11 protein-coding genes are annotated in these 13625 nt (G+C 72.7%); 5 read left to right on the forward strand and 6 right to left on the reverse strand.

Annotated features, from left to right (window positions below):
• Positions 1-118: 118 nt before the first annotated feature.
• The 3 genes from ACFV2J_RS21855 to ACFV2J_RS21865 form a co-directional block, all read right to left on the reverse strand.
• Entirely contained in the window at positions 119-901 is a 783-nt protein-coding gene (locus ACFV2J_RS21855; protein WP_385096041.1) for a hypothetical protein, read from the reverse strand.
• 239 nt (positions 902-1140) lie between these two features.
• Positions 1141-4317, reverse strand: a complete 3177-nt coding sequence (locus ACFV2J_RS21860; protein ID WP_385096043.1) for a sacsin N-terminal ATP-binding-like domain-containing protein — start codon at positions 4315-4317, stop codon at positions 1141-1143.
• An 851-nt stretch (positions 4318-5168) separates the two neighbouring features.
• A complete protein-coding gene (locus ACFV2J_RS21865; protein WP_385092309.1) occupies positions 5169-6095 on the reverse strand; it encodes a DUF3027 domain-containing protein in 927 nt (308 codons plus the stop codon).
• 454 nt (positions 6096-6549) lie between these two features.
• Here ACFV2J_RS21865 and ACFV2J_RS21870 point away from each other — a divergent pair, with 454 nt between their 5' ends.
• The 4 genes from ACFV2J_RS21870 to ACFV2J_RS21885 are packed head-to-tail and all read left to right on the forward strand — an operon-like array spanning position 6550 to position 10124.
• Positions 6550-7974: an MFS transporter gene (locus ACFV2J_RS21870; RefSeq protein ID WP_385092312.1), complete on the forward strand. Its 1425-nt coding sequence runs from the start codon at positions 6550-6552 to the stop codon at positions 7972-7974.
• A 59-nt stretch (positions 7975-8033) separates the two neighbouring features.
• A complete protein-coding gene (locus tag ACFV2J_RS21875; RefSeq protein WP_385092315.1) occupies positions 8034-8519 on the forward strand; it encodes a DUF2771 domain-containing protein in 486 nt (161 codons plus the stop codon).
• A gap of 26 nt (positions 8520-8545) precedes the next feature.
• Positions 8546-9274 (forward strand): futalosine hydrolase, encoded by a 729-nt coding sequence (locus ACFV2J_RS21880; RefSeq protein ID WP_385440098.1) that lies wholly within the window; start codon positions 8546-8548, stop codon positions 9272-9274.
• Positions 9264-10124: a 1,4-dihydroxy-6-naphthoate synthase gene (locus ACFV2J_RS21885; protein ID WP_385092321.1), complete on the forward strand. Its 861-nt coding sequence runs from the start codon at positions 9264-9266 to the stop codon at positions 10122-10124. Before ACFV2J_RS21880 ends, ACFV2J_RS21885 begins: the two co-directional genes overlap by 11 nt.
• 38 nt (positions 10125-10162) lie before the next feature.
• On the opposite strand, the gene ACFV2J_RS21890 is transcribed toward ACFV2J_RS21885, so the two are convergent.
• The gene (locus ACFV2J_RS21890) at positions 10163-10546 is read right to left on the reverse strand and encodes a cold-shock protein (RefSeq protein ID WP_323138390.1); all 384 of its coding nucleotides are present in this window, start codon (positions 10544-10546) and stop codon (positions 10163-10165) included.
• A gap of 391 nt (positions 10547-10937) precedes the next feature.
• Positions 10938-12560 (reverse strand): recombinase family protein, encoded by a 1623-nt coding sequence (locus ACFV2J_RS21895; RefSeq protein ID WP_385092324.1) that lies wholly within the window; start codon positions 12558-12560, stop codon positions 10938-10940.
• Between the two features lie 189 nt (positions 12561-12749).
• Between ACFV2J_RS21895 and ACFV2J_RS21900 the strand changes: the two genes are divergently transcribed.
• Positions 12750-13016 (forward strand): hypothetical protein, encoded by a 267-nt coding sequence (locus tag ACFV2J_RS21900; RefSeq protein WP_385092327.1) that lies wholly within the window; start codon positions 12750-12752, stop codon positions 13014-13016.
• Here ACFV2J_RS21900 and ACFV2J_RS21905 read toward each other — a convergent pair.
• Entirely contained in the window at positions 12992-13618 is a 627-nt protein-coding gene (locus tag ACFV2J_RS21905; protein WP_385092333.1) for an HAD family hydrolase, read from the reverse strand. The two genes, ACFV2J_RS21900 and ACFV2J_RS21905, sit on opposite strands and share 25 nt — an antisense overlap.
• Positions 13619-13625: the final 7 nt, after the last annotated feature.

The following is a 13625-nucleotide window of genomic DNA, read 5'->3' on the forward strand; positions in this document are numbered from 1 at the left end:
GATGGTGCGGTCATTTTTGTTTTTATTGTGCCCCTTCCGCGCGTCAGGCGGCGCCCGTGCCGCCCCGGGGCCGCAGCGAGCCGTCGGAGCGTTCCGCTCCCCGCGGCGAACCGTCCCGCTACTGCACGTCGACCGCGTCACCCGTGGCGCTGACGCCCGGGGAGGTCGTGGTGCCCGCGAAGGAGTAGCGGTAGGTGCCGTCGACGGACGCCGTGACCGTCGTCTTCAGCGCGCCGCCCGTGGTCGTCTTGACCGTCTTGACCGTGGTGTAGGCGCTGGCGCCCTTCTTCTTGAACTGAAGCGTCACCGACTGGCCGTTGTAGCCCACGTACTTGCCGGTGCTCCAGCTGGCGCGCGTCAGGGCACCGGTGACCGTGATGGTCTTGCCCTTCTTCACCGGCTCCGGGGCCGCGTTCACCGTCAGCTTGGGGGCCCGCAGGAGCTTGGTGGTGCCCAGGCCGCCCTGCCACTTGACGGTGCCGCCCGACGTGACCGAGACACCGCCCACGTTCCAGGATCCGGCGTCGGTGTCGGCGATGTCGTAGTCGGCCCCGGGATGGAAGTACATGGTCGCCGTGCAGTTGGCCACGGTCGTCGAAGCGGCCTTGCAGGTGCCCGGTTCGTCACTGCCGAAGGCCGCGGCCTGCGGCGTCAGCGAGGAGCCGCGGTAGAAGATCGGGCCGGTGCCGAGCTTGTCGGGGGCGATGCTGACGTTGGCGGCGTGCGTGAGGGTGTAGGTGACCGTGACGCCGGTCTTCGCGGTGCCGACGACGATCGCCTTGGCGTTGTTCACCTTCATGTTGGAGAAGGTGACCGTGGGCGCCGCGGCGGCGTGAGCGGCCGGGACGGCGAAAGCGGAAAGGGCCATGGCGCCGGAGAGGGCGGCCACGGCAGCGCGCATGCGCATGCGATCCCCAAGTGGAGAAAGGGGCCCCTACGGTGGTCGTTCCTCACGGTTCGTCGTCACTCGGGGCCCAAGTGATGTGGAGTCTCTTGACTCACTTGATCAGATGGGTGGCAGGAGTGAAGGGTTGTACGCGTGGTGAGGATTTTGTGCGTACATGACCAACGCCGGATCGGGGCCCCGCCGGGCCGGTACGGACGGTCGGCTCGCACCGTCCGCACCGGTCCCCCGGCCGCTCAGTCGAACCAGCGGTCCCGGGCCAGTTCCTCCGTGCGGGTCGGGTCCTCCAGCAGGGCCGCGACCTCGAATCGGCGCGGCCACTGTCCGGCCGCCCAGGCGAGGCCGGCCGCCACGCCCTCCAGGGTGGACGCGTGCAGCACTCCGTCGCGCGTGCGGCGCCAGTCCAGTTCGGTGCCGTCGACGACGAGTTCCTCGTGTTCGACGTACGACGCGGGGGTCGAGGGGCCCAGCAGGATCCGTACGGACTCCGGTACGTCGTGTTCGGCGCCCTCGGAGGTCACCTCACCGGTCACCGACTCGCTGAGACGCCGCACCTGGAACAGTTCGGCTAGGTCGGCGGCGCGGGACGGGCGGACGGGGAGCAGGGGCATGCCGCCGGTGAAGGGCAGCAGGTCGGGCGAGTCGACGACCACGGCGTCGGCGGCGTCCACGACGGTGACCCGTCCGTCCAGCACGGCGCGCAGCTCGTCCGGCAGGGTCACGCGCTCGGGCTCCAGATCGGCCAGCGCGCCGTACAGGGCGTGCAGTTGGGTGCCGGAGACCTCACGGTCGGGGTCGGCGAGCCGTTCGAGGAGCTCGGCGGCGCCCCCGGGCTCGTCCAGCAGGGCGGCGACGGACGTGCGGACCCCCAGCGCCCGCAGCACCTGCTCGTCGTCGAAACCGGTCGCGTCGGCCTCGTCGTACAGCCCGCGCAGGAGCGGGTCGCCGCCCGCGGCGAGCAGCCCGGCCGGGTGGCGCCCGTCCAGGACGGGATGACCGCGCAGCCACCAGGCGGAGTACGGCCGGACGATCTCGTGGGTACCGTCCGGGAGCAGGACGCGCACCGGCTGGGTCAGCGCGTCGCGCAGCGGCGGCCGGGACAGCAGCGCGAGCGCCTGCGGCCACCGCTCGTCGTCCACCAGATCCAGGTCCCGTACGGCGACGATCTCGGTGGCGACGGGCGGTACGGGGGTGTCGGGCAGCCGGTCGAGGACGTCCTCGCACCACACGTCGACGGCGTCCAGCAGTCCCGCGTCGTCGGGTTCGGCGAAGTCGGAGTCGCGGGGCTCCAGTTCGTCCGGGTCGAGGACGACGTCGGTGGCGCGCACCAGGGTGAAGTCGGCCAGCACACCACAGGCGGCGAGCGGCTGCTCACCCCACCGCTCGGCCAACTCGACGTCGACGAAGGCCAGTTCGTCCTCGCGCATGACCTGGGCGAACGGGCTGCCGGGCAGCACCAGTTCACCGGCGGGAGCGAGTTCGCCCTCCTCGTCCGGCAGCGCGAGGGCGCCGAGCCAGGGCTCGTCGCCGGGTTCGAGGGCCGCGTCCCGGACCAGGGCGAGGACCAGCTCCGCCACCTCCTCGGCGTCCGGCGCCTCCTGGTCCCAGCCGGCCCCCTCGTCGTCGAGCGAGGCGGCGACGGCCGCGCGCACCTGCGGGGTGGTGAGGACCGCGCGGGGGGTGGCCGGGAGGGCGCCCAGCTTCTCCAGCAGCGGGTGGGCGGCGTCCGGGTGGGCGACCTTGAGGCCGAGGCGGGCGAGGGTGTCGGGGGCGGCGGCCCGCAGGTCGTCGGAGCCGGGCAGCAGGATCTGCCGGGGCCCCACCGCCGTCCGGCCGTCGGCGAGCGGCACGGGCAGCCCGGACAGCCGGTCCGGGTCGACCCCGGCCAGGCTCTCGTACAGGCGCCACCACCAGCCCGGGTCCTTCTCCAGCCCGGCCAGCCGGTCCACGGCCTCGGCGAGCGGGACACGGGCGACGCCCAGCGTCCGGAGCTCCACCCGGCGCTCCAGGCCGGCGGGCAGCAGGCTCGGCAGCACCTCGGCGAGCACCCGTACGGTCTCGGCACCGGCGCCCTCGACGACCTCGGCCTCACGGGGCCGCAGGGCGGCCGGGTGCTCCGCGGCGCTGCTCTCGGGCCAGTCGGCGGCGGTGTCCGGGACGCCGTTCTCCGGCGGCGGGGCGGCCGGCGGCAGGAAGGCGGTGCGCGGCAGCCGGTCGAGGATCGCGCGGCGCAGGACGCCGTCCAGTTCGCCCTTGCCGAGCGGACCCGGCACCAGGTCGATGATCCCGGCGTCCACCGGGCTCCAGGCGGCGAGCAGTTCCGCGTACGCGTCCGCCGCACGCTCCACCAGGAAGTCGGTGAGGGGGCCCGGGGCGGCGTGCCGCCTGCTGGTGTCGAGCGGCAGGGAGGCGATGAGCAGGGCGGGGACGCCGAGGGGCTCGTCGCTGGGGGTCGGCGCGTGCACGACCGGGCTGGTGCGGGGGCGGCCCGGGGTGCCGTCGGTGTCGACCGGCACGGCCCAGGTCACCGACCAGTGCGGACGCAGCCGCTCCTCGACGGGGCGGTCGGCCAGGAGGGCCGGGTCCAGGGGGCCGTGGTGGGAGACGGTGCGCCAGCGGGTGGCGCCGTCCCGGGAGTCCTCCAGGGTGACGCCGTGCTCCTCGGTCCTGCGGCGCAGGGTCCGCACCTCGCCGCCCGCGCCGCCGTCGCCGATCTCGACGACCACTTCCTCCAGGCCGGGCAGGGCGAGCAGGAGCGCGTCGTCGAGCCCCCGCAGCAGGCGCTCGGCGAGATCCTCGGCGGCGGTGTCCCGCAGCGGGAGGATGACGGCGGTGTCGTACGGGTCCGGGGCGGTGCCCTCGGCCGCGAACGGCAGCCGCAGCAGTGGCACATGGCCGTCGCGGCGGCGGATCTCGTCGCCCAGCCCCGGGCTGTGGCGGGCGGTGTCGGCCGCCAGCTCGCGGGCCTCGGCGAGGGACCACCGGATACCGCCGTGCCGGCCGACCACGGCGGGCTCGTCGGTGACCGCGACGACCGCGGCGAAGCCGACGCCGAAGCGGCCGACCGCGGTGTCGTGCGCGTCGCGCTTGGCGGAGGCGCGGAGGGTGGACAGCGACTCGACACCGGCCGCGTCGAGGGGGGCGCCGGTGTTGGCGGCGACCAGGACCCCGTCGCGGAGGGTGAGCCGGAGGCGGCCGGGCACGTGGGCCCGGGCCGCCGCGTCGGCGGCGTTCTGGGCGAGCTCGACGAGGAGACGGTCACGGTAGCCGCCGAGGACGAGGTCCTCCTCGGCGTTGGCGTCCTCACGGAACCGGGCCGGGCTGGTGGCCCAGGCGTCCAGCACGCCGCGGCGCAGGCGGGCCGTTCCGAACGGGTCCGCGCCCTCGGGTGCCGGTTGCACGAACTTGCTCACGGTTCACTCTCCCTCTCGCTTCGCGCGACCGCGAGCGCTGGGCTCGGTCGCGGCACGAAGGTACCGTGCGGGGAGGGGGGCTCCGGCCGGTCCCGGTCACGGGGCCCCGCGTTGCCCTGCGGTGCCCTGCGGGGCTTGGGTGGGATGCGGGTCGCTGCGGGTGTGCCTTTGTCCGCGGGAGGGTGGGGGCTGGGCGCGCAGTTCCCCGCGCCCCTCAGGGGGACGTCCGGAGCGCACGTCACACGGTGCACGGCATGCGACGGCGCCACCGCAGCATGTGCCTTGGCCGCGGGACGGTGGGGGCTGGGCGCGCAGTTCCCCGCGCCCCTGCAAAGCCCCCGCGAGAACGCGCCTCACAACGGCGCACGGCGCCACGCCTACCGCCCGCACCAAGCGTCCTGGCCGCGGGACGGTGGGGGCTGGGCGCGCAGTTCCCCGCGCCCCTCAGGGGGGACGTCCAGAGCGCACGTCACACGGTGCACGGCATGCGACGGCGCCACCGCAGCATGTGCCTTGGCCGCCGGACCGAGGGGGCTGAGCGCGCAGTTCCCCGCGCCCCTGCAAAGCCCCCGCGAGAACGCGCCTCACAACGGCGCACGGCGCCACGCCTACCGCCCGCACCATGTGCCTTGGCCGCCGGACCGTAGGGGCTGGGCGCGCAGTTCCCCGCGCCCCTCAGGGGGACGTCCAGAAGGCGCGTCACACGGTGCACGGCATCCGACGACGCCACCGCAGCATGCGCCTCGGCCGCGGCGGGGGTGCTGTTCAGCCCGTCCGGCGTTTGAGGACGAGGCCGTTCAGGCCGATGCGGGGGTCCGGGGGCGGCAGCCCCCGGCGACGGGACACCGGGGTTACGAGTGGCCCAGTTCGGACGACGGCTCGTCCGGGGCGATCGAGACCGAACCGGAATCCGGCGAGGGCCGGAGCGGGAAGGGATCGACCCGGGTCTCGTCGATCACCGGCGGCGCCGGCCGCGGCGGCGTCGGCATGACCGCGGCCTCGGAGTGCCCCCCGCACCCGTACGAGAGCGCCACGACCCGCCCGTCCGCCGGCGAGAACTCATTCGCACAGACACCGAACGCCTGTCCGAGCGAGCCCCCGATCGGGTTCAGGAAGCCGCAGCTGACGCACGCCGCGGGCGCGGCCTGCGCCATCGCCGTCTTGGGCCCGTACGACTCCTCCCACCGGTCGGCCGCGACATGCAGCCCGTACCGGGAGAGCACCCGCGCCCGGCGCAGTCCGAGCTCCTCCGCGACCGCGGCGATCGAACCGCGGCGCGGCGCGAACGGAAGGTTCGCGGGAACGCCGGCCGTCACCTCCGCGTCCTCCGCCTCCACCAGCTCGGCCATGTCCTGCGAGACGGCGGAGTTGGGCGCCGGCTCGTCCTCACCCGAGAAACCGGGTTCGAGCCGCAGGTCCTCGGCGTCCGTGGGCAGCAGGTCACCGGGGCCCATGTCACCGGGCCGCAGCCGCTCGCTCCACGGCACCCACTCGGGCGCGAGCAGGGCGTCCGAGCCGGGCAGCAGCACCGTCTCGTCCAGCGTGACGATCTTCGCCCGGGAGGCACGGGCGACCGTGACGGCCCAGCGCCAGCCCCGGTAGCCGAACTCCTTGCACTCGAAGTAGTGCGTGACGACACGGTCCCCCTCGGAGACCAGTCCCACATGTTCACCGACGACGCCGGGTGCGGCCGCCTCCTCGGCGGCGGCGCGCGCGAGGTCGACGGCCTCGGCGCACAGGCGGTCGGGGGTGCGGCTTCGCGTGGTCGCTGCGCTCACAGGTATCGCTTCTCTCCTACGCCGTCTCACGGGTGCGCCCTTCCTCGGCGGCGGTGCGGACGGAGCGGACCGGTGGGCCGCGTCGACGTCCGCGCCCGATCGCGCTCGGGCGCACCTACGCCATCCATTCTGCGGGATGGCCGAGAGGCGCGCGGCCGAGAACAACCGCCGCAGGCGCGTTACGCACGCTACCTTCTCCTGAGCCCTGCGCCCACACCGGCGGGGCGCTTCCGCACTCCGCGCCGGTGTTCTTCGCCGCCGCGAGGCGGCGTTTTCCCATGGTCCGCCCCTTCTCGGCCGCACCGGAAGGGACCTCGCCGGGCCGCTCCCGGTCGGCCGGAAATCGCGCACGGCCCCTTCGCGGCGGCCCGCCACGGGCCCGCACCGGCCCCACTCGGCCCCTATACGCGCGGTAACCGCACTACCCACGCCGTTCTCGGGGCACTATTGCGGAGTGGCAGCCGCGAGGTCGTCCCAAGGAGCCGCCGGAATCCGTGGCGCCAAGGGGAACATCCGAAGTGGCGGACCGGGCCGGATGAGCGGGTCCGTCCGCGCGGTCGGCCGTGCCCTGCACTTCCCGTTCACCGGCACGGCACGCGGGATCCGCAAGGCGACACACGCGCACGGCGCGGGCGAGTCGGGCCTCGGCAAACTGATCGAGCTGCACGCGGTCAACGGCGCCGGCGACGTCATGATCACCATCGCCCTCGCCTCCACCGTGTTCTTCTCCGTGCCCACCGACGAGGCCCGTGGCCGCGTCGCCCTCTACCTCGCCATCACCATGGCGCCCTTCACCCTGCTCGCCCCGGTGATCGGCCCGCTCCTGGACCGCCTGCCGCACGGCCGCCGGGCCGCGATGGCCGGTGCGATGCTCGCCCGCGCGATGCTCGCGCTGCTGCTGTCGGGCGCGGTCGTCAGCGGCAGCCTGGAGCTGTACCCCGCCGCGCTCGGTGTGCTCGTCGCGTCCAAGGCCTACGGGGTGGTGCGCAGCGCCGTCGTGCCCCGGCTGCTCCCGCCGGGCTTCTCCCTGGTGAAGGCCAATTCGCGGGTCACCCTCGGCGGACTCCTCGCCACCGGCGTCGCCGCGCCCGTGGGAGCGGGACTCCAGGCACTCGGTCCGCGCTATCCGCTCTACGGCGCCTTCGCGATCTTCGTCGCGGGGACGTTCCTGTCGTTCACCCTGCCGCCGAAGGTCGACTCGGCCAAGGGCGAGGACCGGGCGCTGCTGGCCGCCGACGAGGAGCACGTGCGCGGGCCCCGGCGGGAGCGGACACCGCGTCCGGGGCTGCGCACCGTCGGTACGGCGGTCACCCACGCCCTCGCCGCCAACGCGGCCCTGCGGTGCCTCTCCGGCTTCCTGATCTTCTTCCTCGCCTTCCTGCTGCGCGAGCACCCGCTCACCGGCGAGAGCGCGGCCGTCTCGCTCGGGATCGTGGGTGTGTCGGCCGGCGCGGGCAACGCGCTCGGCACCGCGGTCGGGGCCTGGCTGAAATCCCGTGCCCCCGAGATCATCGTCGTGACCGTGGTGGCGTGCGTGCTGGGCGCCGCGATCACCGCGGCCCTCTTCTTCGGGGCCGTCCTGGTGGCCTGTCTGACGGCCGTCGCCGGGTTCTCGCAGGCGCTCGCCAAGCTGTCCCTGGACGCGCTGATCCAGCGGGACGTGCCGGAACTCGTGCGGACCTCCGCCTTCGCGCGCTCCGAGACGCTGCTGCAGGTGGCCTGGGTGTTCGGCGGCGCGATCGGCATCGTGCTGCCCCTCAACGGCACGCTGGGCCTCTCCGTGGCGGCCGCGATCGTCGCCGTCGGGTGGCTCACCACCGTCCGGGGGCTGATCGGCGCCGCCCGGCACGGAGGCACGGCGCGGCCACGCGTGGCATGACTGCGGCACGCCGTACCCCACGTGGGGAGAGCGGTGGACGTGCCCGATAGCCTTCGGCCATGACCTCCCTGCCCCGCGGCAGAGCCGCCAATGGACATCACCGTCGCGCCGTTGCCGCTCTCGGCGCCGTTTCCGCCGGACTTCTCGTCCTGTCCGCCTGTGACAAGCCGACGCCGCTGGCCACGATCACGGTCGGCAAGAGCTCGGTGAGTTCCGAGACCGACTGCTACAACGACGGCAAGGAGGTGAGCGGCGCGGACCTGGCCAAGTGCCTCAAGGCCAAGGACATCAAGTCCATCAAGGTCGACCCCGACGACACCGTGCGGTTCGGCGTGGACCCGAAGATCGCGGACAACGGCTGGACGATCCTGATGAACGGTCAGCCGCTGACCGACTCCAGCAAGAAGACGTACCGGACGATTCCGGGGAGCGTGTTCTTCAACGCCCAGTACGGAGCCAGCGGCAACTCGACGCTCGTCTCCATCAAGGAGGGCGACAAGACGGTGACCGGACTGTGGTCGTTCAAGCTCAAGAAGGACGCCTGATCGCTGCCGCTGCGCCGAAGGTGCTGGTGGCCACCGCGGTTCCGGTCGAACGGGACGCGGTGGCCGGGGCGTTCGCGGGCCCGCACCATGAGGTGCGGCTGCCCGGGGTGACCCTGCGCCGGCTGTCACCCGCCTCCGCCGTCACGCCGCCCGCCGCCGGGCCCACCCTCGATCTGCTGGCAGCCGGGGTCGGCCCCGCCCTGGCCGCCGCCTCCGTCGCCGCCGCGCTCACCGCGGGCGCCCTCGAAGGCGCCCCCTACGACCTGGTCGTCTCCGCCGGGATCGGCGGCGGTTTCCCGCCGGACGCACCCCTCGGGTCCCTCGTCGTCGCCGACGAGATCACCGCCGCGGACCTGGGCGCCGAGACCTCCGACGGGTTCCTCCCGGTGACGGAGCTCGGCTTCGGCACCGTCACCCACCGTCCGCCGGAAGCACTCGTACGGGAGGTGGCGGCGGCCACCGGCGCCCGCGCCGGGACCGTACTGACCGTGTCCACCGTGACCGGCACCGCCGGGCGCACCGCCGCTCTGCGTGCCCGGCACCCCCGCGCCCTCGCCGAGGCCATGGAGGGTTTCGGCGTGGCCGAGGCCGCCGCCGCCCACGGCGTGCCCGTACTGGAGCTGCGCGCGGTGTCGAACGCCGTCGGCCCGCGCGACCGCGCCGCCTGGCGCATCGGCGAGGCTCTCGCGGCCCTCACCGAGGGTTTCGGGAAGCTCGCGCCCGTCCTGGAGAGTTGGAACCCACATGAGCCCTGAGAAGCTGCCCGAGCCCCTGCGGATCGCGTACTCGCCCTGCCCGAACGACACCTTCGTCTTCGACGCCTGGGCCCACGGCCGCGTCCCCGGCGCACCCGCCCTCGACGTGACCTTCGCGGACATCGACATCACCAACGGCATGGCCGAGCGAGGCGAGTTCGACGTCCTGAAGGTGTCGTACGCCGTGCTGCCGTACGTCCTCGACGAGTACGCGCTGCTGCCCTGCGGCGGCGCGCTGGGCCGGGGCTGCGGACCGCTGGTGCTGACCCGGGAGGCGGGGGCCGACCTGGCGGGCCGTACGGTCGCCGTGCCGAGCGAGACGTCGACGGCGTACCTGCTCTTCCGGCTGTGGGCGGCCGACACGGTGCCGGGCGGCGTCGGCGAGATCGTCGTGATGCCGTTCCACGAGATCATGCCCGCCGTACGGGACGGGAAGGTGGACGCCGGACTCGTCATCCACGAAGCCCGTTTCACGTACCAGAACTACGGGCTGCACAAGCTCGCCGACCTGGGCGAGTACTGGGAGCTGACGACCGGGCTGCCCATCCCGCTCGGCGCGATCATCGCCAGGCGCTCGCTGGGACAGGAACGCCTGACCGAGCTCGCCTCCGCGGCCCGCACCTCGGTCCGCGCCGCCTGGGACGACCCCGAGGCCTCCCGCCCGTACGTCCTCGCGCACGCCCAGGAGATGGACCCCGCCGTCGCCGACCAGCACATCGGTCTGTACGTCAACGAGTTCACCGCCGACCTCGGCGAGGACGGCTACGCGGCGGTCCGCGGCCTGCTCACGCGCGCCGCGGCCGAGGGACTGGTGCCGCCCCTCGGCCCTGACGCGCTGAGCTTCCCGTAGCCCGGTGATCCCGTGGCCGGGTGTTCCCGTGGCCGGGGCTACACGTCGAGCTGGTCGGCGACCGCCCGCAGCAGGCCCGCGATCTTCTTCCCGGAGGTCTTCTCGGGGTAACGGCCCTTCTCCAGCATCGGTGTGATGTTCTCGAGGAGGGTCGTCAGGTCCTGCACGATGGAGGCCAGTTCGTCCGGCTTGCGGCGCTGGGCGGCCGCGACGGAGGGGGTCGGGTCCAGGATGGTCACCGAGAGCGCCTGGTCGCCGCGCTGACCGGCGACGACACCGAACTCCACACGCTGGCCGGGCTTGAGAGCGTCGACTCCGGCGGGCAGGACCGAGGAATGGACGAAGACGTCGCCGCCGTCGTCGCGGGAGAGAAAGCCGAAGCCCTTCTCACTGTTGAACCACTTGACCTGGCCAGTCGGCAAGGCACACGCTCCCTCTATCGGTCCCGGACGCTCCTGGACGCCGGTTGAACTGCCGTTGAAGCAGCCTACCGGGGGTCTCTCCAACCGAACACGCCTTAAAACGATAGTGAGCCTCTGCCGTGATGACGGAGGCTCAAAGTGGTGCGAGAAGTGGGACGGCCGACGCTCCGGTCGCAGATCGCGGTCTTCATCCGTCGATGGACGGTCCGCCGTCGGCAGCGGCAGGCCCGGGCCCGGGTCGGACGGCGTCGTCGCCTGCCGGGAGGCACGCGCTCGACCACCGCCTCCACAAGGCACGGGACCGCGATCCGCGACGGAGTGCCAGGGAGCAGCGGGAAGCCCCTGCTACGCACCCCGGACCTGGGACGACGCCAGGGGCTCCCTCGTGTTCTCAGCGGCCCACAAGAGCGTCCACGACCGCACGCCGGCACCCCTCCGGGGCGTTGCGGCTGAGCACCCTCTTGATCCCGGCCTTTCCGAGGCGGTCGGGGAAGAGTTCTTCCGCCATGGTGCGGATGTCTCCCAGGTCCATGACCATTCCCGCCGCGCTCTCATCCCTTCCCTTGCCCCAGGCCCAGACCCTGACTTGATAGGTGCGCAGGAACTCCCTGCGGTCCTCCTGGTCCTTGACCGCCCAGACCTCCCCGTACTTCTTCCCCGTGGCTTTCGGAGCCGGGTGCGCCCTGTCCGCCTCCTGCTTCGCCAGGAGAGCGACCCTTCCTGAAATGCTCTTGTGCATACGGCGGTAGGACTCCTCCTGTCCCTCTCCGTCGTACTCCCCGGCCAGGAACCCGGTCTCAAGCTTCTCCAGACGTGCCTTTGCCGACTGCAGTTCCCTCGCCCGAGAGGGGCCGACTCCCGCTCTCTCGTACATGTCCCACGCACCCACGCTTCCCCGGATCTCCTGGTCGACCCATGCGTCCAACACGTCCGCGCGGACGTAGAGACCCTGCGCACAGGCTCCGCCCTTGAACTTGTCGGAGCAGCGGTAATACCGGTGACCGGAAACCTTCGTGCCGTCCTTCCTGGTATGGCCGGAGCCCAGCAGGGAGGTGACCGGCGCTCCGCATTCTCCACAGTGGGCAACACCGGAGAGGAGACTCCTGGCGCCGTTACGGCTCGCCGTGGAGACTCCCGCGGGCTTCCCCGCGGGCTTGATCCGGTCCACCAGGTCCGTCCATTCGTCCATCGTGGCCAGCGGGCGGACAGGGAGGACCACAGGCTCTCCGTCATCACCCAGGACGGCTTCTCCCTTGTAGGTGTAGAACCCCGGCACCCAAGGGGAACGGATGAATTTGTTGATGACGGTGGACTGCCACCGGGTACCTCTGGTGGCCTCCCCCTTCGATTTCCGCAAATGGTCACCCCACGTGGGGATTCCACGGGAATTGAAGTCACGTGCGATCCGGTGTGTGGACTGGCCCTCGCGGATACGGGAGAAGATCTCCTCCACGTAAGGGGAGTACTCCTGGTCGATCTCCAGAATCTTGCGCTTCCCGCCTTCGACCGCCTTGATTCTGTAGCCGGTCGGCGGAGCACCCGTCAGCCACGAACGGTTCTCCAGGCGTGCCGGCAGGCCGTTGACGATGCGGGCTTGGAGCGTGTCCCCCTCGGCCTCGGCGAAGACGGCCGTCATGCGCGCCATCATCTTTCCCTGAGGAGTGGAGAGGTCGAACCCCTCCTCCACGCACACGATGGACTTGCCGTTCCGCCGCGCCCACTCCAGCAGTTCGCCGAAGTGCGTCGAGCGCCGGGCGAGCCTGTCAGTCCTGGCCGCGATCAGGACGTCGAACTCATCGGCCTCGGCCGTGAGCCACCTGCCCAGCCCGGGACGCTTGAACGGGGAGACGGACCCCGAGACGTCCACGTCCTCCGCCTCGCCCACCAGGACGCCGGGCAGGAGCGGAGAGGCCACATGGTGGCGGATCACGCCGCGCTGCCACTCGATGGAGGCGGAACCGTCCGCGTCGGCGGGGCGCCTCAGGCATGCGAGGTACCGCAGACCAGGTGTCATGGGGGCGAGGCTAGCGAATTCTGTGCCTGACCGACCAGCGACTCGGGAACGGTAGGCACCCCTGTTCTGATGATCGCCCGTACTCGCCGGGTACCGCTCCGAAAGCCGCCCGGGCAGGGCCGAGGAGCCACGGACCGCTGACGAGGCGTCGCCCGACCGTTCCCTCGCGCGGGGAACTACCCTGGTCCGGTGCGTGACAGAACCCAACCGAATTCCGCGGAACCGGGTGACCGGCTGATCCGCGCCGGCGCTCTCGTGTTCTTTGCCGGTGCCGTGGCCACACTCGTCACCGTGACCCCGCTGCTTCTCGACACCAGACCCTTTCCCACCTACATGTTCGGGTTGAGCATGCTCATGGGCGTCGGTTTCCTCATCGCCGGAGCCGGGGTGTTGCGGTCGGTCGCGGCCGGCCGCCGCCGGGCCCGTGCGGTTCAGGCGGGCGCGGCCTCGCGGTAGCCGCCCAGCCACGCCGGGAACTGCGTCAGGTCGGTGAGGACGACGTCCGCGCCCGCCGCGCGCAGCTCCGCCGCGTCGCACGGCCCGGTGGCCACGGCGACGGAGTACGCGTCCGCGGTGCGCGCGCCGCGGACGTCGCCGGTGTGGTCACCGACGTACACGCTCGCGCCGTGCGCGCGCAGGGCCTCCGCCTTCCGCTCGGCCCACAGGTCGCCGACGACCGCGTCCGCGCCGATCCCCAGGTGCCTGAGGTGCAGCTTGGCGTTGGGCTCCCACTTCGCCGTGACGACGACGGCACGTCCGCCCGCCGCCCGCACCGCCTCGACGGCCTCGTGGGCACCCGGCATGGCGAGCGTGCCGGTGATGGCGTACTCGGGATACAGCTCGCGGTAGAGGCCGGCGACGGCGGGCACCCGTTCCGCCGGGAACCAGTTGACCAGTTCCTCCTCCAGCGGCGGGCCGAGCCGGGTGACGACGAGGTCGCAGTCGATGTACGTGTCCGTGCGTGCCGAGAGTGCCCGGTAGCAGGCGTGGATGCCGGGGCGGGAGTCGATGAGGGTCATGTCGAGGTCGAAGCCGACGGTCAGCCCGCGCGAGGGCATCGGTGCG

Source organism: Streptomyces sp. NPDC059668 (genome assembly GCF_042734135.1).
Lineage (GTDB): Bacteria > Actinomycetota > Actinomycetes > Streptomycetales > Streptomycetaceae > Streptomyces.